This is a genomic window from Dysosmobacter segnis, assembly GCF_014297285.1.
Taxonomy (GTDB): domain Bacteria; phylum Bacillota; class Clostridia; order Oscillospirales; family Oscillospiraceae; genus Oscillibacter; species Oscillibacter segnis.
In genome coordinates this window covers 62,393-83,502 of the sequence record NZ_JACOQI010000003.1, presented here as the reverse complement: position 1 = coordinate 83,502, position 21,110 = coordinate 62,393, and the positions used below count along the sequence as shown (strand labels likewise).

Sequence of the window (21,110 nt, the reverse complement as noted above, 5' to 3'; positions counted from 1 at the left end):
AAAGGACGGAAATTTTTTATGAAACAGCGGTTACATCCCATCGAGCTTACGTTGATGATCGTGGCGGCGCTGGCGCTGACCTCCGGGGCGGTGGCCCTTCACACCCAGAGCCAGTTAGCGGAGAAGGTGGTGCGGCTTCACGTACTGGCCAACTCCGATTCCGAGGAGGATCAGGCGCTGAAGCTGAAGGTGCGGGACGCCGTGCTGGAACAGGCCACAGAGACCCTCCGGGGAGCGGACAGTCAGGCGGAGGCCAGCCGCCGCTTGACGGATATCCTCCCGGAGTTGGAGGAAACGGCCCGTGCCGTCATCACGGCCAACGGCTATGATTACGGCGTCCGGGCGGAGCTGGCGGAAACGTCCTTTCCCACAAAGGAATATGACGGCTTTGCCCTGCCCGCCGGGGAATATCTGGCTCTGCGGGTCCTGATCGGAGAGGCGGCGGGGCAGAACTGGTGGTGCGTGGTGTTTCCGCCCCTGTGTACGGCGGCGGCCAGCGATGTTCCCACCGTCGCGCTGGATGCGGGACTGACGGATCAGGAGGTGGCCCTCATCACGGAGGCGGACGAGGGCTATATCCTGAAATTCAAATCAGTGGAGCTGTGGCAGACCTTAAAAGCAAAGCTGACCAAATGACAACAGCCCGTGCGGATCAATTCCGCACGGGCTGTTACAGGTTTTACAGAACTTTATTCAGGAAGGTGACGAGCCGGGGGCTTTCCGGATGGGAGAACAGCTCGTGGGAGGGCTTATCCTCGCCGATGACGCCGCCGTCCAGGAAAATGGTACGGCTGCTGACCTCCCGGGCGAAGCGCATCTCGTGAGTCACCACGATCATGGTCATGCCGCTCTCTGCCAGATCCTTCATCACGTCCAGCACCTCACCGATCATCTCCGGGTCCAGAGCACTGGTAGGCTCGTCGAACAGCATGACCTCCGGGTCCATCATCAGGGACCGCACAATGGCGATCCGCTGCTTCTGGCCGCCGGAAAGCTGGCTGGGATAGGCGTCGGCCCGGTCGGCCAGACCCACCTTTGCCAAAAGCTCCAAGGCCTTCTCCTGTGCGTCGGACTGGGACATCCCCTTAATGCGCACCGGGGCAGCGGTGAGGTTGTGCATCACGTCCATGTTGCTGAACAGGTTGAACTGCTGGAACACCATGCCCATCCGCTGACGGCAGTGGTCGATGGCCTTGCCCTTGATGGTGCAGATATCCGTGCCGTCAAAGAGGATCTGGCCGGAGGTAGGCTGCTCCAGCAGATTCAGGCAGCGGAGGAAGGTGGACTTGCCGCCGCCGCTGGGACCGATGATGGAGACCACCTCATTTTCGTGGAAGGTGGTACTGATCCCCTTGAGGACCTCCAGCTTGTGGAATTTTTTTTGCAGGTCCACAACTTTCAGAATTTCACGCTTATTTTCCATGGGACAGCTTCCTTTCCGCCAGAGACACCGCCCGGCCGCTGACGAAGGTCAGCACGAAGTAGCACAGCGCCGCCACAGCCAGACATTCCAGATTCTTGTAGGTCACGGCGATCACGTCATTGGTGCGGAACATCAGGTCGGCAATGCCAATCACGGAGACAATGGAGGATTCCTTGATGACGGTGACGAACTCGTTGCCCAGCGCCGGGAGAATATTGCGGATGGCCTGGGGGAGGACCACCAGCCGCATGGCCTCACCGCTGCTGAAGCCAACGCTCCGGGCGGCCTCCATCTGTCCGCCGTCCACAGCCTGAATACCGGAACGGATGATCTCCGCTACATAGGCGCAGCTATTCATGCTCATAGCCACGATACCGGCGGCGAACCGGGAGAAGTTGGGAATCCAGGGAATGTTAGGAATGGTAATGCCGATCATAGGCAGACCGTAGAAGATAAACATGAGCTGCACCATCAGCGGCGTTCCGCGGACAAACTCGATGTACGCCACTGCGATCCACCGCAGGGGAGGGATGCGGCACATCCGCAGAGAGGCCATCAGGGTGCCCAGTATCGCGCCAAACAGAACGGAGAAGGCGGCGATGATGAGCGTGTTGACGATGCCTTCGGTGAAAAAGCTGTTGTAGCGTTCTATCAGCTTTGCCATGGTTTCCAAAAAGGCCATGGGAGAATTCCTCCTTGTTTGTGTGCCGGTATCCGGCAAATATCAGGCGGGCACGCGAGGAACCAGAGTTGGTTCCCCGCGCGTCCGTGCTTGGTTCTAATCAGAATCGGTATTTATTTTACAGACCCATGCTGGCAGCCAGCTCCACAGCCTCGTCATAAGCCTTCAGGTAGCTGCCGTCGTTGACCACCTGATTGATGACGGTGTTGACTTCTGCCAGCAGATCCTCGCTGCCCTTGGCGGCCACAACGGCCTTGCCGAAGGAGGCTTCCTCAGAAGTGAAGGCGAAGTTGGAGACTTCCAGACCGCCGTTGCTGGTGGCAATCAAAGATTCGCCCACAGCCTGATCCACCACCAGGCCGGCGATGTTGCCGTTCTGGACTTCCAGCGCCAGAGCGGGATACTTTTCCAGCTCGAACAGTTCGCTGTCAGGCAGAGCGGTCTGGATCAGCTGAGACTGGATGGTGCCCTTCTGCGCGCCGACCTTCTGGCCTGCCAGAGATTCCTTGGTGGAATACAGATCTGCGTTGCCTGCCTTTACAATGAGAAGCTGAGCGCTTTTCTCATACAGGTCGCTGAAGTCGATCTCCTCGGCTCTCTCAGGGGTCTTGGTGAAGGCGGCGATGCCCAGATCCACCTGACCGGACTTCACGGCGGGGATGATGCCGTCAAAGGACATATCCACCACTTCCAGCTCCACGCCCAGGTGATCGGCGATCTGCTGGGCCAGCCACATATCGCAGCCTGCGAAGTTAGCATTCAGATCCTTGAACTCGTAGGGAGCGTACTGGGCTTCCGTACCGACTACCAGCTTGCCGCTGGTCTTGACCTTTTCCAGCAGACTTGCCGCTACGGCCGGTTCTGCCGGGGTTTCCTCAGCCGGGGTGCTGTCCGCCGGAGCGGAATCTTCAGTTTTGCTGCCGCAGCCGGTCAGCAGAGACAGCATCATCATGGCGCCCAGCGCCAGAGACATGAGCTTTTTCCATGTATTCTTTTTCATATGATCCTCCAAATCCTGAGTGATTATTGAATCAACTCTGTTTATACGTATGATTATACACAATATTCAGTTAAAATCAATAGGCAAACTGTATATAATCGAAAACTTGCTGAATGAATATTTATAAATATTCACAACATGCGAATAAATTACCGTCAGAAGGACAGGCCCTCCATCCGGTCAAAGGCTTCCTTCAGGCGGTCCAGCCCCACCGTACACGCAATGCGGAAATGTCCGGCGCCGGTGCTGCCGAACAGCGTGCCGGGTGTGACCAGAACGTGTGCCCGTTCCAGAAGCGCCTGACAGAAGTCCTCGGCGCTGAGGCCGGTTTTCTCAATGCCGGGGAAGAGGTAGAAGGTGCCCTTGGGCCGTACCAGACTGAGGTAGGGGATCTGCTCCATCCGGTCCGCCGCGTAGAAAATGCGGTCCCGGTAGGCCAGAACGTATTTCTCACGAATGGTCTGCCGGATCGCCAGCGCCTGTATGGCGGCCCGCTGGGAGATGGAGGGGGCCGTATAGATCAGGGAGTTGTTGATGTTGCTCATGACCTCCAGTATCTCCGGCTCCGCGATGGCTACGCCCACCCGCCAGCCGGTCATGAGAAAATTCTTGGAAAAGCTGTTCAGGGTGATGACCCGGTGAGCGAGCCCCGGGATCGTGCGGAGGGGGATGAAGTCCCCCTCATAGAGGTAGGTGGTATAGATCTCATCCGCCGCGATCAGCAGGTCATGCTCCTCCGCCACCCGGCCCAGCAGCTCCAGCGTGGAGCGGTCATAGCCCATGCCGGTGGGGTTGCAGGGATTGTTGAACACAATGAGCTTGGTGCGGGGGGTAATGGCCGCCCGGAGACGGGCTTCGTCAATGGCCCATCCCTCGCTTGCATAGGTGGGGACCTCTACGCACACTCCTCCGGCCAGCTCCGCCTGGGTGCGGTAGAGGGAGAAGTAGGGGGAAAAGACGATGACCTCGTCACCGGGGTCCAGAACGGACAGCATCACCAGCGCCATTCCCATGCTGCTGGAAGCGGTGACCAGAACGTGATCCGGAGAGAGGGGCTGCTTGAAATCCGTCTGCCATGCATCACAGACGGAGCGGATCAGCTCCGGATCACCCTTCGGATCTCCATAGTGGGTGTACCCGGCCTTGGCTTCCCGGAAGGCGGTGTCGATGATGGCGTCATCGGTGATAAAGTCCGTGTCGCCGATGCTGAGATCAATGATATCCGAATACCGGGCCAGCGCGTCGGTGTCCAGACTCAGTCCGGCGTCGGAATTCTGAAATCGCTTGGCGATATATGATTTTACAGGTCTCATAGCGTTTCTCCTTTCACCCGGGGGATCACGGTGGACCCGTTGGGAATGATATAGGTGGATTTTCCGTCCAGTTCCGCGGCTTTCAGTAAGGCATCCATATCGGAAAAGGCGTGGATCCCCATGGGTGCAACGGTCTGGGGATCAATGGAGGAATACATGAAAATGCGGTACCGCTGGGCCTGCTCACAGTTCAGGAAGAAGATGTAGCCTGCCACGGTGAAGGCCTCCCGCAGACGCTGCTCAATGGTGCCGTCCTGTAAATTCTTGCTCCAGTCGAAGTACTCGGCGGGGCCGCCGCCCTCCGGCGCTTCGATCATCAGAACCAGCGTACCGCCGGGCTTCAACGCGGATTCCACATTGTCAATGGTCTTGGTGCCCTGATAGAGGGAGATGTCCTTGGGAAAGCCGCCGCAGCTGGTGACCACGGCGTCTGCCCGGCAGGGAATATCCACCCGGTAAATGTCATCCACGGCAGTACAGGCCCGCTCCCAGGAGGTCAGGTAGTGGCCGGAGAAGATATACGAGAGCTTCATGTCGGCGTTCATCACCAGATTCACCATGAAGAGGTTGTTCACCAGTGACGCCGCCTCGCACATATCCTCGTGCAGCGGGTTTCCCGCCAACACGCCGTTTCCGATGGCGGGGTTGGTGCGGAGCTTGGTGCTGTCCAGAGAATAGGCGTGGTTGTGGCGAATGGTCTCCAAGCCGCTGATGCCGGGGAGGATGCTCTTCCGTCCGCCGCCGAAGCCGGCCATCACATGATGGGTGGCGGCGCCTAAGCAGACCACCAGATCCGCTTCCGCGGCGGTGCGGTCGATCCACACTGGTGTCTCATGGGGCGTAGTGCCCAGATAGGCAAGATCCTTGGCCTCGCAGTCATGATTCTTCACACGGACCCGGTTATAGACCCCGTCGGTGACCAGTGTCCGCAGTTCCTGCTCATCGCCGCCGATGTGAGTGCCGTTGGCCACCACGATGGTCAGATGCTCCGGTTGTACGCCGCATTCGTCGATGAGATAGTCAACGAGATGGGGAATCACCAGATCCTGCCGCATCCAGAATCGGGTCATGTCACTGATCACCAGCGCCACCCGATCTCCGGGGCGGACCCGCTGGCGCAGAGGCGCGCTGTCGATGGGCTGCTCCAGCGAGGCGAACAGGGCAGAACGGATGTCGCTGATGGGCGGCGTCTCTGTTCCATGCAGTTCCGCCAGAATATCCGCTTCGTTCAGGGAAAGGGACACAGACCCATGTCCATATTTAAAGTTGTAGGTTTTCATAAGCAGCCTCCTATGAAGACACATGAATAATAATTCATTATACACGTCAAAATTGAATGTTCAATAAGAAATCTGCCGCCGCTTCACCAAAATTCGGCGTTGTTCAGCGGAGGGCTTTTGTGTTTTTTTGACAAGGGAGGGCAAAGATAAAAACCGCCCGCCCGGAAATCCAGACGGGCGGCTGGATCAGCGGCGCAGATAAGCGTCAATATCAAAGGGCTGCAATGCAGTAGTGGATTTCAGATATAAGGGATGGTGGGGATGGCCGGATTTCAGAAGCGGCCCGGCGGTGAACCATTGAGCGTTTGCGGCCTGACCGTCAGCGGCGAAATCCCGCATACAGTCCATGAGGTAATCCCGCTTTTCGATGATGTTCCCCCAGGCGGCCCAGATAGCAGGGGTCTCCGAAAGGGAGAGCAGATAGCGGAAGGCTTTTCGGTTTTCCTCGTGGAGAGCGCTGTTGCACACCCGCTCCATATCGTCCGGCCGGGTGGCACGCTGGGCGTAGACATTGAACATGAGAAAGCTGTCATAGCCGTTGTTCAGGGCGATGCGCTGGGCGGACTGCAGGGTGGGGTCCAGCGCGTCCGGCGCGGCGGTGGAGGGGTTGATCCCCACGCAGATCAGAGACTTTTGGCCCCGGGTGCCTAAAATGTAACGGTATTCGGAATAGGTGTTGGGCACATAGAGCCAGCGGCTTACATCGTAATCCGGGGAGGGGCGCAGGGCGGCGTCCAGCGCCGGATCAAACAGCTCGAGGGCCACGGTATCCGTGGTGCCCTGTGGAATATGGGGCATGACGATCACTCCTGTATGTCAGAATTCATAGCGAAGCCATTGTAGCATGGCGGCGAAAAAAAGGCAATCGGGTCTGTTTTTGGCGGCGGTGTTGTGATAGAATGGGAAAAAACAAACTGCGGGAGGTCACTATGCTGACGATCTTGATTGGCCGTGCCAAAACGGGAAAATCGGATACCATGCTGCGGCGGATGGCGGAACTGGGGGAGAGCAGCCAGCAGATCCTGCTGGTGCCGGAGCACGCCTCCCACCAGGCGGAGGTGGACGTGTGCCGCGCCTGCGGCGATACCGCCAGCCGTCATGCCGAGGTGCTGAGTTTTCGGCGGCTGAGCGAGCGGGTGCTGAGCATCACCGGCGGCATCGCGGACGTGACGCTGGATAACGGCGGCAAGCTGCTGACCCTCCAGCGGGCGCTGCTGGAAACGGCCCCCCAGATGACCGTATACCGGAAGCCCTCGCAGAAGGTGGGCTTTCTGGAACAGATGCTGGCGCTGTTCGACGAACTGCGAAGCTACGAGGTGACCCCGGAGATCCTGTACCAGCAGGCGCAGGACATAGACGGCGCCACCCACGACAAGCTGACGGATCTGAGCCTGCTCTACGCCGCCTATGAGGCCCGGCTCCGCCGTCCCGGCCTGGACGCACGGGACCGGATGACCAAGCTCTGCGACCATTTGGAGGAGTCCGGCTATGTGCGGGGCAAGGACATTTTCATCGATGGTTTTACCTATTTCAACGCCCAGGAGCGGCGGGCGCTGGCGATTTTTCTGCGGCAGGCCCGGTCTGTTACGATCACGTTGCTTGGAGAAGTCAACAGCCGGGAGGAGATCTTTGAACCCACGCTGAAAACCATGTCCATGCTGGAGTGGTTGGCCGCTTCTGAGGGGAAACCTGTAAAGCTACTATCCTTAACAAATGAGGACCCGTCAGCACTTGGACATTTGGAGCGCCATTTCTTTGGGGAGAATCTGCCCTATGAGGGCGACAGCGCCGCCATCCGGCTCCGGGAGGCCGCCACTGTCTATTCCGAGGTGGAGCAGACCGCCGCCGACATCCGCCGTCTGCTGGCGGCGGGGAAGTGCCGCTGTCGGGACATCACCGTGGCGGCCCGGAATATGACGGAGTACGCCGGGACCATCGAAACGGTGTTCGAGCGGTACGGGATCCCGGTGTATCTCAGCCGCCGCAGCGACATTCTGGAAAAGCCGGTGCTGAGCCTGCTGACCGGCGTGCTGTCCTCCATCTCCAACGGCTATGAGTACGAGGATATGTTCCGCTGGCTGAAAACCGGTTTGGCGGGCCTGACGGCAGAAGAATGTGACCTGCTGGAAAACTATGTTCTGAAATGGGACATCCACGGCCAGACATGGCTCCGGGACGAGGACTGGACGGAAAACCCGGACGGCTACGGCGCGCCGTGGAACGACCGGCGGCAGGCCGTGCTGACGCAGGTAAATCAACTGCGCCGCCGGGTGCGGGAACCGCTGGAGCGTCTGGCGGCGGGCTTGAAGGCTGGGGAGACGGCCCGGGATTATGTGGAGGCCCTGTACAGCTTCATGGAAGAGCTGAAACTGGAAACGGCCCTGACGGAGCGGATGCACGCCCAGGCGGAGGCGGGCCGGATGCAGGAGGCGGAGGAGACCGCTCAGCTTTGGGAGATCCTCTGCGGTGTGCTGGATCAGTTTGTGGAAATTTTAGGGGAAGAACACTTGGAACAGAGCGAGTTTGAGCGGCTGTTCCGACTGGTGCTGACCCAGTACAGCGTGGGTACCATCCCCGTGGCTTTGGATCAGGTGTCCGTCAGCGAGATCACCCGAAATGACCGGCACACAACCAGCTACCTCTTTTTGCTGGGAGCCAATGACCACGTGCTGCCGGACCCCGGTCAGAGCGGCGGCCTGCTGAACGAGGATGACCGTCAGGCGCTGGCCCTCCGGGGCGTCGAGCTGGCCCCCACCGGCATGGAACGGATGGGCATTGAACTGCAAAACCTCTACGCCGCGCTTGCCCAGCCCACGGCGGGCCTGACGGTGAGCTATCCGGTGACGGATGTTTCCGGCAGCGAGCTGCGCCCCGCGTTTGTGGTGGAGCGGCTGCGGAAACTATTCCCGAAGCTGTGTGTGGAACACGAGCGAGCTGACAAGGCATATCGCCTGTCAGCCGTTGAACCTGCGCTGGAAATGGCGGGACAGGACCCCGACGGCCCCCTGTGGCGATATTTTCAGCAGGAGCCGGACTGTGCCCGGCATTTAAGCGCCATGGAGCGGGCCGCCGCGGCCCGACGGGGCAGTCTGTCTCCCGCCGCAGTCCGGGCCATTTACGGAGAGCGGGTTTCCATGACCGCCTCCCGGCTGGAACGGATGCGCTCCTGCCACTTCGCCTACTTCATGGAGTACGGTCTGCGGGCCAAACCCCGGGAACCGGCCTCCTTCGACGCGCCCCAGATCGGCACGTTTCTCCACTATCTGCTGGAAAACGTCACCCGGGACGTGCTGGGACAGGGCGGCTTTGCCGCGGTGGACAACGAGGAACTTCACCGCCTGACCCGACAATATATCGACCAATATGCGGAACAGGAGCTGCACAATTTCCAGAACCGTACCCCCCGGTTCCGGTATCTGTTCAACCGTCTGCGGACCAACGCCTACGCTATCATTGACCAGGTGGCGGAGGAACTGCGCCACTCGGATTTTGTCCCCATGGCCTTCGAACTGGGGTTCGGAGGGAAGGACGGAACACTGCCCGCCGTCACCATTTCCCGTCCGGACGGGGAACTGCGGGTAGGCGGCAAGGTGGACCGGGTGGACGGCTGGATCAAGGACGATAAGCTGTACCTCCGGGTGGTGGACTACAAATCCGGCAAGAAGAAATTCGATCTGGCCAACGTCCGCATGGGACTGGATATTCAGATGCTGCTGTACCTCTTTGCCCTGCAAAAGGAGGGGGCGGAATTTTTCGGAAAAGAGATCGAACCGGCGGGCGTGCTGTATCTCCCCGCACGGGACGAGATTTTGCCGGCGGAGCGGGGCATCTCTCAGGAAGCTCTGCAAAAGGAGCGGGAAAAGACACTGAAGCGCTCCGGACTTCTCTTGGAGGACCCGGCGGTGTTACAGGCCATGGAGCATGAGGCCCTGACGGAGCCCCATTATCTGCCGCTGCGGGTCGGCAAGGACGGAAATCTCTCCGGGAGCCTCGCCTCCGCCGCCCGGCTGGGGAAGCTGGGCACGTATGTGGACAAATTGCTGGGCCAGATCTCCGACGAGCTGCGCAGCGGCAACATCGACGCGGATCCCTGCTGCCACAGCGAGGAGGACAGCCAGTGCCGTTTCTGCGACTGGGTCTCCGCCTGTCAGTTCCGCGATGGACGGGACCGGGACCGTCTGCGGTACATCCTGCCGGTAAAACCGGAGGAATTTTGGAAAGAACTTGAGGAAGGAGGCGGTGACTCATGGCAAAGCTGAAACTGACGGAGCAGCAGCAAGCGGCGGTGGAGAACCGGGGCGGCAGCCTGCTGGTGTCTGCCGCCGCCGGGTCCGGCAAGACGAAGGTGCTGGTGGAGCGGCTGTTCCGATACGTGACGGAGGACCACTGCCATATCGATGATTTTCTCATCATCACCTACACGAAGGCTGCCGCCGCCGAGCTGCGGAGCAAGATCGCCGCCGAACTGTCCAAACGGATGGCGGAGACCCCGGAGGACCGACACCTCCGCAGCCAGCTTTTGCGGGCGTATCAGGCGGACATCAAGACCGTGGACGCCTTCTGCACGGCACTGCTGCGGGAGAACACCCATCTTCTGGCACAGGAGGGAGAGCGCTATACCCTGACGCCGGATTTCCGGGTGCTGGACGAAAATGACGCAAAGCTCCTGCGCCAGCGGGTGCTGACCCGGGTACTGGAGCGGTTTTACGAGGAACTGGACGAGGGCGGCGCCCTGCTGGCGGATACGCTGGGCGCGGGCCGGGATGACAGCGCCCTGGAGGATCTGGTGCTGGAAACCTACGAAAAGCTGCAAAGTCACGCCGATCCTGAACACTGGCTCGCGGAAAATCGGACGATCTGGGAAAATCGGAGCGGGGACTTCGACGAAACGCCCTACGCCGCCGAGCTGCTGGCGGTCATCCGCCGAAAGGGCTTTCACCACATGGAAGCGCTGCGGCGAGCGGGACAGTCCACCGTGGGCGGGGATCTCTATAAGGGATACGGCGAAAAATTTCTGCGGGCCAGCCGCAGCTTCGCACCCTTGGCGGCAGCACAGAACTGGGAAGCCGCCCGCATTTCTCTGGATGGACTGGAATTTCCCCGGCTCACCACGCCGAAGGGAATGACCGAGGACCCGGAGGTCGTGAGACTGAAGGGGCTGTGGGAGAACGCCAAAACTGCCGCCAAAAAGCTGGCTCCCATGCTGGCGGTCAGCGATACGGAGGCCATGGAGGACCTTCAGACCATGGCCCCTGCCATGACAGCCCTTTTGAAGCTGACGGCGGACTTTTCCGACGCTTACCGGACGGAAAAGCTGCGGATGAACTGCGCCGACTTCTCCGATCAGGAGCATCTGGCCCTTCGCCTGCTGGTGGAGCGGAACGGCGCGCCTACGGAACTGGGCCGTCAGGTGGCGGGCCGCTACCGGGAGATCCTGGTGGACGAATATCAGGATACCAACGAGGTGCAGAACGCCATTTTCCGGGCAGTGTCCCGTGAAGGCAAAAACCTCTTTACTGTAGGGGACGTAAAGCAGAGTATTTACCGGTTCCGGTTGGCGGACCCTACGATTTTTCTTGACAAGTACCGCCGCTTCACACCTGCTGAAAATGCGGCGGATGGGGAGAACCGCAAAATTTTGCTGTCCAAAAACTTCCGCTCTCGGGGAGAGATTTTGGACGCGGCCAATTTCGTCTTCTCCAACATCCTGTCGGCGGACATGGGAGAGATGGAATACGGCGAGGACGAGTCCCTCCACTTCGGCGCGGAGTACTACCCGCCCCGGAAGGACTGCGAGACGGAATTCCACCTCATCTCCGCCCATCAGAAGTCGGCGGCAAATGACCGCCCGGTGAAACGGCTGCTGGCGGAGGCCCGGTTCACGGCGCAGCGTATCCGTCAGCTTCTGGATGAGGGCTATCCCGTCACCGGGGAGGACGGCACGCTGCGGCCCTGCCGCCCGGAGGACATCGTGATCCTGATGCGCTCTCCGGGGAGCCGGTCCGCCGCCTTCGCCCAAGCGCTGGCGGAGCGGGATGTGCCCTGCTCCTTTGAGGAAAGCGGCGATTTCTACCAGACCCCGGAGATCTCTGTCACGCTGGCCCTGTTGGAGATCGTCGACAATCCCCGGCAGGATGTGCCGCTGATCGCCGTGCTCCGCTCCCCGGTGTTCGGCTTTACGCCGGACCGTCTGGCGGAGATCCGCAGCCGTGACCGGGAGGGAGACTTCTATGACGCTCTGCTGGCGGACGGCGGCGAGGACGTACAAGCGTTCCTGACAACGCTGACCGGACTGCGGGACGCGGCGGCAGACATGAACGTGTGCCGCCTGCTGTGGCATATCTACAATACGCTGCATCTGCCGGGTATCTTCGGCGCTATGGACGAGGGCGGCGTCCGGCAGGAAAATCTGGTGGCCCTGACCCGCCACGCCGAGCGCTTTGAGAGCAGCGGCTACCGGGGGCTGTTCGCCTTCATCACACAGCTCCGGCGGCTCATTGACGCCGGGCAGGCTCCCGCCGTGAAAACCGCTGGGGGGAGCGGCGGCGTTCAGATGATGAGTATTCACAAATCCAAGGGCCTGGAATTTCCCATCGTGTTCCTCTGCGATTTGGAGCACGCCTTTTCCCGGCAGGATTTCGATACGCCGGTGCTGGTGCACCCGGCACTGGGCCTTGGCCCTCTGTGCATCGACCTGAAGCGGAAGATCCGCTATCCCACCATGGCCCGGCTGGCGCTGGAAGAAAAGCTTCGCCGTGAAAATCTTGCGGAGGAACAGCGGATCCTGTATGTGGCCATGACCCGGCCAAAGGAAAAGCTGATTTTGGTAGACGCGCTGTACGGCGCGGAAAAGCGCCTTCAAAAGCTGACCGCCGCTGCGGCCTGTCCCGTGATGCCGGAGGTGGTGGCGGAGGGGAAGTGCTTCGGAGATTGGATCTTACTGCCGCTGCTGTGCCGCCCGGAGGCCGCGCCTTTGCGGGATATGGCCGGGGTGATGGCGGGCGGTCTGTATACCGGTGATACCGCCCCATGGCAGGTGTTCATCCATGACGGCGATGACTTCGGATGGGCGCCGGGAGCGGCCGTGTCCGACACGGAGAAAGATGCAGGAGAAACGCTCTTTGACCCGGCGCTGTTGACCTTCCGGTATCCCTATCAGCGGGAAACAACTCTCCCCGCCAAGCTCACCGCCACGCAGCTAAAGGGCCGGGCGCTGGATCAGGAGATCGCGGAAGATGCCTACCACACGCCCTATATCCGGCCCCTTGTCCAGCCCAAATTCCGCCGGGAGAAAAAGGGACTGACACCGGCGGAGCGGGGCACCGCCACCCATCTTGTCTTGCAGTATCTGGATCTGCAAAATTCGGATGTGCCCGGACAGGTGGAAAAGCTGCGGCTGGAGGCCAAGCTGACGGCGGAGCAGGCGGCGGCTGTGGACGTTCCCGCTCTGCGGCGCTTTCTGGAATCCCCGCTGGCTGAGGAAATGCGGCAGGCGGAAACGGCGGCGCGGGAGTATCGGTTCACGGTGCTGATGCCGGCCCGGGATTATGACCCGGCAGCCGCGGAGGAGGACAGCATCCTGCTGCAAGGTGTGGTGGATTGCTGGTTTGAAACGCCGGAGGGCATCACGGTGGTGGACTTTAAGACCGACTTCGTACAGACGGAGGAAGATGTGGCACAGCACGCGGAGCTGTACCGGGGCCAGCTGGCGGCGTACTCTCTGGCGCTGGAACGGGTGCTGGAAAAGGCGGTGACACGGAAGGCGCTGTACTTCCTGCAAGCCGGGAAAACCGTGGAAATCTCGTGATTTCAAGCTTTTTCGCAAAAACCGGAAAAAATGCTTGCAATCTGTGTTCCGATGTGATATGCTTATTTAGCTTTTGTGGGGTGAAAGCTCCATAGAGGTAGTTTTGTACCAGAAAGAGGTGAACGAGAGCAATGAAGGAAGGAATCCATCCCAATTATCAGCAGACTACGATTACTTGCGCCTGCGGTAATGTGATTGAGACAGGTTCTACCAAGAGTGATATCAAGGTGGAAGTCTGCTCGAAGTGTCACCCCTTCTTCACTGGCAAGCAGAAGCTGGTTGATACCGGCGGACGCGTGGCCAAGTTCAACAAGAAGTTCGGCCTGAACAAGTAAGCCTGTACACTTCGTCACATCCAGCAGTGGTCTGCATCCGCAGACCACTGCTTTTTTATTGCATTTTTTCAAAATTCGGATATACTGGACACATCAATGAAATGGGAAACCCATTTGACACGGGGCCTCCCAAACGCAAGGAGAGACACATTTGTTACCGAAAAAGGAAGAAATTCGAGATAAAGTTGTATTGGTGGGCCTGAACTCCCCGGTTTTGCGGGAGGACAGTGCCACCGAGGAAAGTATGGACGAGCTGTCCGCTCTGGTGGAGACCGCCGGCGGCGAGACTGCCGGCATCGTTCTCCAGAACCGGCCCACGCCGGATCCTCGCACCTTCATCGGGGAGGGCAAGGTGGCGGAGGTGCAGCTTTACGTTGAAAATGTAGGTGCTACCATGGTCATTTTCGACAATAACCTTTCCCCCTCCCAGCAGCGGGTGCTGACGGAGCTGCTGGGCGTTCAGGTATTGGACCGCTGCGGCCTGATCCTGGATATTTTCGCTCAGCGGGCAAAAACCAAGGAGGGCCGCTTGCAGGTGGAGCTGGCCCAGTACCGCTATCTGCTGCCCCGGCTGATCGGTATGTGGAGCCATCTGGAGCGTCAGGGCGGCACCAGCGGCAAGGGACCCATCGGCTCTAAAGGCCCCGGCGAAACGCAGTTGGAAACAGACCGCCGTCTGATCAACAAGAAGATCGACAAGATCCGGGCAGATCTGGAAGAGGTACGTCGTGTCCGGGCCACCCAGCGACAGCAGCGGCAGAAGAACGAGATCCCGGTGGTGGCCATCGTTGGCTATACCAATGCGGGCAAATCTACCTTGCTGAACCAGCTTACCGGCGCTGCGATCCCGGCCAATAACCGGCTGTTCGACACGCTGGACACCACCAGCCGCCTGCTGACGGTCAGCGATACCATGGATGTGGTGGTGTCCGATACCGTTGGCTTCATCCGCAAGCTGCCCCATCAGCTGGTGGAGGCGTTCAAGGCCACACTGGAGGAATTGGAGTACGCAGATCTGCTGCTCCATGTTATCGACGTGTCCAACACGGAATGGCAGCATCAGGCGGAGGTCGTGGAGAAGCTGATCGTGGAACTGGGAGCCAATGAGATCCCCCGCATCGACGTATTCAATAAGTGCGACCGTGTGGAGGCCGGTGACCTGCGGCCCCACGGCGCTGACATCTGCTCCATCTCCGCCCGGACCGGTGAGGGCGTGGACCGTCTGCTGGAAATGATCGACCGGCGGCTGGACAAGGGCACCCGCCGGGTGACCATCCACCTGCCGTATGACAAGGGCAGCCTGCTGGATATGCTGTACCGGGAGGCCAAGGTGGAATCCGTGGAATACAGCGAGACCATTGACATTGTGGCGGTGTGCCCGCCCAAGGTGCTGGGCCAGATCGGAGACTATACCCAGGACTGGACGCCGCCGAAAGAGGACTGGGAATGATCACGCTGAAAACGCGGCGGCTGCTCCTCGCCCCCTGGCGGGAGGAGGATGCCGAGGCATTGTACGCTCTGGCGTCGGACCCGGAGATCGGACCCATGTGCGGCTGGGAACCCCATGGAAGCGTGGAGGAAAGCCGGGAGGTCATCCGGGATGTGTTCAGCGCGCCGGAGGTCTGCGCGATTCTCAGCAGAGAGAGCGGCGCACTGCTGGGAGCGGTGGGCCTTCAGCCGTCATCGGAGATTTTTCCGGAGCTTTCTGCCACAGAGCAGCGGGAGATGGGCTATTGGCTGGGACGGCCGTATTGGGGCCATGGCGTTATGACGGAGGCTGCAACAGAACTGCTGCGCTTCGGCTTTGAGACGCTGGGGCTGGAAGCCGTCTGGTGCTCGCATTATGACTGGAACAGCCGGTCTCGTCGGGTCATTGAGAAGTGCGGCTTCCGCTATCAGTTCACGAAAGAGACAACGAATGTCATCGGAATGACCAACAAAACGGTGTTTTACGCCTTGAAAAAGGAAGAATGGCTGGCTTTTTCCGGTGAAAAGGAGTTTGCATGACGGAGTACATCGTCCCCTATCAGGACGCCGAGAGCGAGTTTACGGAAAAGCGCTCCCGCTTCATCACCCACCTCTACAAGGTGGGGACGGAGGCGGAGGCCCGGGCCCGCATCGAGGAAATGAAAAAGAAATACTATGACGCCCGGCACAACTGCTGGTGCTACCTCCTGCAAGAGGGCGGCGTGGTCCGCTATTCCGATGACGGCGAGCCGCAGGGCACGGCGGGCCAGCCTATGCTGAACGTGTTCCAGCGGCAGGAGGTCTGGAATGTGTGCTGCGTTGTGACCCGGTACTTCGGCGGCGTACTGCTGGGAGCCGGGGGGCTGACCAGAGCCTACACCAAGGGAGCCGCTGATGCGCTGACCGCCGCCGGGATCGCCCGGATGGGGCTTTGGACGCTATGGGACGTGCCCTGCACTTATCCGCTGCTGGAGCGGATGAAGCTGGAGGTGGCCGCCACCGGCGGCGTGGTCCGGGATGCGGAATACGGCGCGGACATCACCCTCCGGACGGCATTTCCCGCCGGGGCTGCGGAAACGTTCCAGCTCCGGCTGACGGAGCTTTCCGCCGGGAGTCTGACCATGACGGTGGCAGGGGAGGAGTTTTTGCCGGGACCCCGGGAGGAAGCAAACTGACAACCGTTCCTTGACTTTTCGACGTTTCGGCTGAAAACGCCGGATTTTCCTTGCATTTTCTCCATAGCTTCTGTATAATGCCAATTTGTGATAGATTTTTTCAGGAAGGACTGACAGCAATGGCTGACGAGATCAAGACCACGGCGGCGGAGGCCCCCGAAAGCCGCAATTTCATCCACACGTTTATTGAGGAGGATATTGCCCAGGGCGGACAGTTTGAAGGCATGACCGTCCACACCCGGTTTCCGCCGGAGCCCAACGGCTATCTGCATATCGGCCACTGCAAGGCCCTGACCATCGACTTCGGTACCGCTGAGAAGTTTGGCGGATTGTGCAACCTGCGGATGGATGACACCAACCCCACCAAAGAGGACGAGGAGTTCGTGGAGGCCATCAAGGAGGACATCCACTGGCTTGGCTTCGACTGGGGTGACCGCTTCTTCTACGGCTCCGACTATTTTGAGGAGGATTACCGTCAGGCGGTGGGCCTCATCAAAAAGGGCCTTGCCTATGTGTGCCAGCTGTCTCCCGAGGAGTTCCGCGCCCACCGGGGTGACATCGGCGTTCCTGCCACGTCTCCCTACCGGGACCGTCCCGTGGAGGAGAGTCTGGACCTGTTTGCCCGGATGCGGGCAGGGGAGTTCCCCAACGGCTCCATGACCCTGCGGGCCAAGATCGACCTGGCCAGCGGCAACTTCAATATGCGTGACCCCGTTATCTACCGGATCAACCACATGCACCATCACCGTCAGGGGGACAAGTGGTGCATCTATCCCATGTATGACTTCGCCCATCCCATTCAGGACGCACTGGAGGGCATTACCCACAGCCTGTGCTCTCTGGAATTTGAGGCCCACCGTCCCCTGTACAACTGGGTCATCGAGCATTGCGACCTGCCTGCCCATCCCCGTCAGATCGAGTTCGCCCGTCTTGGCATCGACCACACGGTCATGAGCAAGCGCAAGCTCCGCAAACTGGTGGAGGAAGGCCGGGTCTCCGGCTGGGACGATCCCCGGATGCCCACCCTCTGCGGCCTGCGCCGCCGGGGCTACACCGCCCGGTCCATCCGTAATTTCTGTGACCGCATCGGCGTGGCCAAGTCTGCCAACGTGGTGGAATACGGCTTCCTGGAGCACTGCCTCCGGGAGGATCTGAACGAGACCGCCCAGCGGGTGATGGCTGTTCTGCGGCCCATCAAGCTGACCATCACCAACTATCCCGCCGGTAAGACGGAGACCGTCACCGTGGAGAACAATCCGCTGGACCCCTCTGCCGGGACCCGGGAAGTACCTTTCTCCGGCAGCCTGTGGATCGAGGCCGATGACTTTATGGCTGAGCCGATCCCCAAGTACAAGCGTCTGACTCCCAACGGCCCGGAGTGCCGTTTGAAGGGTGCGTATCTCATCAAGTGCGTCGGCTATGAGACGGATGAAAACGGTAATGTGACCGAGATCGCTGCCGAGTATGACCCCGACAGCCGGGGCGGTGACCCCGCCGACGGCCGGAAGGTGAAGGGCGCGACCATTCATTGGGTGGACGCCGCCACCGCCGTGGACGCCGAGGTGCGGCTCTATGACAACCTGTTCACCGACGCCAATCCCGACGCCGCCGACAAGGACTTCATCGAGTGCCTGAACCCCGGCTCTCTGGAGGTCCTGACGGACTGCAAGGTGGAAGCTGGCCTGGCCGCCGCCGCGGACCGCTACGCTGAAAACCACGAGGGCGGAAAGACGGCTCCCGCCTACCAGTTCATGCGTCTGGGCTACTTCTGCCTGGATAACAAGGATACCAAGACGGGCCATCCGGTGTTCAACCGCAGCGTCAGCCTGAAGGATAGCTTCAAAAAGTAAGCCAAATAAAAGGTCTGTCCCGATTTCGGGGCAGACCTTTTTTGCTCAGTCGATCTTCAGGGGCTTTTTCAGGTTGTAGAAGGTGAAGGTACCGGTGCCATCCAGATTTCCGTCCTGATCCGTGATCCGGATGTCGAATACGCAGACGGTGCCGCCGTGCTTGGCCTCCCGGGCCTCAGCGGTCAGAACATCGCCTGCCTTGGCTGCACGCATGAAATTGTACTGGGCGTTCAGCGTCACCGCCTGTCCGCCGTAAGCCGCCATGGCGGAGCCGGCGGCATTGTCCGCCATGGAGAAGAACAGGCCGCCATGGGCTACGTCCACGGGGTTCAGATCGTCCTCCGTTACGGTCTTGACCACCTTGGCATAGCCGGGGGACAGCTCCGTTACCGTGATGCCGATACGCTGGCAGAAGCGGTTGCGGGCGTTGCGGTATTCCAGAATTTTTTGCATATCCATTTGCAGGAACTCCTCAACATGATTTTGCCCCATTTTACACGCTTTGACAGAAAAGGTCAAACGAAAACAGAAGAAAATGCTCAAAAACCGTTTCGTTTCGCTTGCAACCGCGCGGTGGAATACAGAATTGACCGCCGGAGCAGCGCTCCGGCGGTTTTTCTCCTATAAGTGCTTGCGGATGGTGTTGATAGCCCCTTTTTCCAACCGGCTCACCTGCGCCTGAGAGATGCCCACCTCGGCGGAGACCTCCATCTGGGTCTTGCCCTCGTAGAACCGCAGGGACAGGATGCGCCGCTCCCGTGGGTCCAGCAGCTTCATGGCATCCTTCAAGGCGATGCGCTCCGTCCAGCGCTCATCTGTGTTTTTCGTGTCGCTGACCTGATCCATGACGCAGATGGCGTCGCCGCCGCTGTCATAGATCGGCTCGTACAGAGAGACCGGGTCCACGATGGCGTCCATGGCAAAGACAACCTCCTCCCGAGGAATATCCAGCACCTTGGCGATCTCCTCCACCGTCGGCTCTTTCTGGTTTTCCGCCATGAGGTGTTCCCGGGCCTGCAAGACCCGGTAGGCGGTGTCCCGCATGGAGCGGGAAACCCGGATGGCGCTGTTGTCCCGGAGGTAGCGGCGAATCTCGCCTACGATCATGGGCACACCGTAGGTAGAAAACTTTACCGGCTGAGAAATATCGAAATTGTCAATGGCCTTGATGAGCCCTACGCAGCCAACCTGAAACAGATCGTCCACGCTTTCACCTCGCCCCGCGAACCGCTGGATCACCGACAGCACCAGCCGCAGATTCCCCTCGATCAGCTCTTCACGGGCCTGCCGGTCCCCGGCCTTGCTGCGGCGGAGCAGCTCCATGGTCTCACTGCTTTTCAGGACCTTCAGCTTTGCCGTGTTGACCCCCGCAATCTCCACTTTCCCCTGCATATATCCGCCTCCTGCCGTTAAGCTCGACGGAGTCAGTATGCCCCTGCCGCGTTTTTCCTATACGGGAGGTTTTTGCCGATTCCGGCGGCATAGGACAGTCCCAGATCGGCATACCATTTTTTGAAAGGGGGCGGCGTAGATGCGAATACGGGAACTGCGGCGAAAAGAGGTCATCAACATTACGGACGGCGGACGGCTGGGCTTTGTGGGGGACGTGGACCTCCGGATGCCGGACGGCCAGACGGCAGCCCTGATCGTCTACGGTCCCGCCCGTTTTTTCGGGCTGTTCGGCAGGGGAGAGGAGTACTACGTCCCGTGGGACAGCATCCAGCGGATCGGGGATGACATCATCCTCATCGACAAGCCCGCCCAGCACCGAGACCCGGCGCTGGAACGCCGCCGGCGGAAAAAATTCTGATAAAAAACAGCTCAACGTGGAATTTTCGGAGAAACGCCGAAAATTTCACGTATTTTTTGGAAATAATTCTTGCAATCCGTTTCACATTGTGCTATGATAATTCAGCATTCCGCATGGCTGCGGACTCTTTGTTTGTGCCCATTTGTAAAAAAACGGGTTAGCAGAGGGGAGGAAACAGCCAGAGGTACAAACTAAATTTTTGGAGGAAATCAAACTATGGCAAGTGTCGTATCCATGAAGTCCCTGCTGGAGGCAGGCGTCCATTTCGGTCACCAGACCCGTCGCTGGAACCCCAAGATGGCTCCCTATATCTACACCGAGCGCAACGGTATCTATATCGTTGACCTGCAGAAGACCGTGAAGAAGCTGGAGGAGGCTTACGCTTTCGTCCGTCAGCTGTCTGAGAACGGCCAGTCCCTGCTGTTCGTCGGCACCAAGAAGCAGGCTCAGGAGGCCATCAAGGAAGAGGCCACCCGCTGCGGTCAGTACTATGTCAACGCTCGTTGGCTGGGCGGCATGATGACCAACTTCAAGACCATGCGTACCCGCGTGGACCGTCTGAACCAGCTGAAGGCCATGCAGACTGACGGCACCTTCGATATGCTGCCCAAGAAGGAAGTCATGAAGCACCTGGGCGAGATTGAGAAGCTGGAGAAGTATCTCGGCGGCGTGAAGGACATGAAGAAGCTGCCCGGCGCTCTGTTCATCGTGGATACCCGCAAGGAGCGCAACGCCATTGCTGAGGCTCACAAGCTGGGCATCCCCGTGGTGGCTATCGCCGATACCAACTGCGATCCCGACGAGATCGACTATGTGATCCCCGGCAACGATGACGCCATCCGCGCCATCAAGCTGATCGCTTCCGTCATGGCCAACGCCATGCTGGAGGGCAAGCAGGGCGAGCAGATGGACGAGGCCGCTGAGGCCCCCGCTGCCGAATAAACCAAGACTCTGCGGGAGCGCAAGCT

At 59.8% G+C, this 21,110-nt stretch carries 18 protein-coding genes; 10 read left to right on the top strand and 8 right to left on the bottom strand.

Going from position 1 to position 21,110, the window contains the following annotated elements; all coding sequences use genetic code 11:
* Positions 1 to 18 precede the first annotated feature (18 nt).
* Positions 19 to 636 carry a stage II sporulation protein R gene (spoIIR, locus tag H8Z83_RS04825; RefSeq protein WP_187014001.1) on the top strand — a complete coding sequence of 206 codons (618 nt, stop codon included), beginning with the start codon at positions 19 to 21 and terminating at the stop codon, positions 634 to 636.
* A 43-nt stretch (positions 637 to 679) separates the two neighbouring features.
* On the opposite strand, the gene H8Z83_RS04820 is transcribed toward spoIIR, so the two are convergent.
* The 6 genes from H8Z83_RS04820 to H8Z83_RS04795 form a co-directional block, all read right to left on the bottom strand.
* Complete coding sequence (locus tag H8Z83_RS04820) at positions 680 to 1,405, bottom strand: amino acid ABC transporter ATP-binding protein (protein WP_187014158.1); 726 nt, start codon at positions 1,403 to 1,405, stop codon at positions 680 to 682.
* A 7-nt stretch (positions 1,406 to 1,412) separates the two neighbouring features.
* Positions 1,413 to 2,105 carry an amino acid ABC transporter permease gene (locus H8Z83_RS04815; RefSeq protein WP_207731992.1) on the bottom strand — a complete coding sequence of 231 codons (693 nt, stop codon included), beginning with the start codon at positions 2,103 to 2,105 and terminating at the stop codon, positions 1,413 to 1,415.
* A gap of 118 nt (positions 2,106 to 2,223) precedes the next feature.
* The gene (locus H8Z83_RS04810) at positions 2,224 to 3,105 is read right to left on the bottom strand and encodes a transporter substrate-binding domain-containing protein (RefSeq protein ID WP_187014000.1); all 882 of its coding nucleotides are present in this window, start codon (positions 3,103 to 3,105) and stop codon (positions 2,224 to 2,226) included.
* Positions 3,106 to 3,260: 155 nt separating this feature from the next.
* Positions 3,261 to 4,418 carry an aminotransferase class I/II-fold pyridoxal phosphate-dependent enzyme gene (locus H8Z83_RS04805; RefSeq protein WP_187013999.1) on the bottom strand — a complete coding sequence of 386 codons (1,158 nt, stop codon included), beginning with the start codon at positions 4,416 to 4,418 and terminating at the stop codon, positions 3,261 to 3,263.
* Positions 4,415 to 5,698: a nickel-dependent lactate racemase family protein gene (locus H8Z83_RS04800; protein WP_187013998.1), complete on the bottom strand. Its 1,284-nt coding sequence runs from the start codon at positions 5,696 to 5,698 to the stop codon at positions 4,415 to 4,417. The genes H8Z83_RS04805 and H8Z83_RS04800 overlap by 4 nt, the downstream gene beginning before the upstream one ends.
* Positions 5,699 to 5,884: 186 nt before the next feature.
* Positions 5,885 to 6,496 (bottom strand): DUF1643 domain-containing protein, encoded by a 612-nt coding sequence (locus H8Z83_RS04795; RefSeq protein WP_187013997.1) that lies wholly within the window; start codon positions 6,494 to 6,496, stop codon positions 5,885 to 5,887.
* Between the two features lie 131 nt (positions 6,497 to 6,627).
* Here H8Z83_RS04795 and H8Z83_RS04790 point away from each other — a divergent pair, with 131 nt between their 5' ends.
* The 7 genes from H8Z83_RS04790 to H8Z83_RS04760 all read left to right on the top strand — a co-directional run bounded on the left by H8Z83_RS04790 (position 6,628) and on the right by H8Z83_RS04760 (position 18,332).
* The gene (locus H8Z83_RS04790; RefSeq protein WP_187013996.1) at positions 6,628 to 9,957 is read left to right on the top strand and encodes a PD-(D/E)XK nuclease family protein; all 3,330 of its coding nucleotides are present in this window, start codon (positions 6,628 to 6,630) and stop codon (positions 9,955 to 9,957) included.
* Positions 9,945 to 13,505 carry a helicase-exonuclease AddAB subunit AddA gene (addA, locus tag H8Z83_RS04785; RefSeq protein WP_187013995.1) on the top strand — a complete coding sequence of 1,187 codons (3,561 nt, stop codon included), beginning with the start codon at positions 9,945 to 9,947 and terminating at the stop codon, positions 13,503 to 13,505. Before H8Z83_RS04790 ends, addA begins: the two co-directional genes overlap by 13 nt.
* Before the next feature lie 131 nt (positions 13,506 to 13,636).
* Positions 13,637 to 13,840, top strand: a complete 204-nt coding sequence (gene rpmE, locus H8Z83_RS04780; RefSeq protein WP_187013994.1) for a 50S ribosomal protein L31 — start codon at positions 13,637 to 13,639, stop codon at positions 13,838 to 13,840.
* Positions 13,841 to 13,991: 151 nt separating this feature from the next.
* Positions 13,992 to 15,290, top strand: coding sequence for a GTPase HflX (gene hflX / locus H8Z83_RS04775; RefSeq protein ID WP_187013993.1), 1,299 nt, complete (start codon positions 13,992 to 13,994; stop codon positions 15,288 to 15,290).
* Positions 15,287 to 15,847: a GNAT family N-acetyltransferase gene (locus H8Z83_RS04770; protein ID WP_187013992.1), complete on the top strand. Its 561-nt coding sequence runs from the start codon at positions 15,287 to 15,289 to the stop codon at positions 15,845 to 15,847. Before hflX ends, H8Z83_RS04770 begins: the two co-directional genes overlap by 4 nt.
* On the top strand, positions 15,844 to 16,482 hold the full coding sequence (locus tag H8Z83_RS04765) for a YigZ family protein (RefSeq protein WP_187013991.1): 639 nt from the start codon (positions 15,844 to 15,846) through the stop codon (positions 16,480 to 16,482). Before H8Z83_RS04770 ends, H8Z83_RS04765 begins: the two co-directional genes overlap by 4 nt.
* 119 nt (positions 16,483 to 16,601) lie before the next feature.
* The gene (locus H8Z83_RS04760; RefSeq protein WP_187013990.1) at positions 16,602 to 18,332 is read left to right on the top strand and encodes a glutamine--tRNA ligase/YqeY domain fusion protein; all 1,731 of its coding nucleotides are present in this window, start codon (positions 16,602 to 16,604) and stop codon (positions 18,330 to 18,332) included.
* Positions 18,333 to 18,377: 45 nt separating this feature from the next.
* Here the strand turns inward: H8Z83_RS04760 and H8Z83_RS04755 are convergent, their stop codons facing one another.
* Both H8Z83_RS04755 and sigG read right to left on the bottom strand, forming a co-directional pair.
* A complete protein-coding gene (locus tag H8Z83_RS04755; protein WP_187013989.1) occupies positions 18,378 to 18,791 on the bottom strand; it encodes a PaaI family thioesterase in 414 nt (137 codons plus the stop codon).
* A gap of 162 nt (positions 18,792 to 18,953) precedes the next feature.
* Positions 18,954 to 19,724: an RNA polymerase sporulation sigma factor SigG gene (sigG, locus tag H8Z83_RS04750; protein WP_187013988.1), complete on the bottom strand. Its 771-nt coding sequence runs from the start codon at positions 19,722 to 19,724 to the stop codon at positions 18,954 to 18,956.
* Positions 19,725 to 19,863: 139 nt separating this feature from the next.
* Here sigG and H8Z83_RS04745 point away from each other — a divergent pair, with 139 nt between their 5' ends.
* Together H8Z83_RS04745 and rpsB are read left to right on the top strand one after the other, a co-directional pair.
* On the top strand, positions 19,864 to 20,142 hold the full coding sequence (locus H8Z83_RS04745; RefSeq protein ID WP_187013987.1) for a YlmC/YmxH family sporulation protein: 279 nt from the start codon (positions 19,864 to 19,866) through the stop codon (positions 20,140 to 20,142).
* A 216-nt stretch (positions 20,143 to 20,358) separates the two neighbouring features.
* Positions 20,359 to 21,084, top strand: a complete 726-nt coding sequence (rpsB, locus tag H8Z83_RS04740; protein ID WP_187013986.1) for a 30S ribosomal protein S2 — start codon at positions 20,359 to 20,361, stop codon at positions 21,082 to 21,084.
* The last annotated feature ends 26 nt before the right edge of the window (positions 21,085 to 21,110 follow it).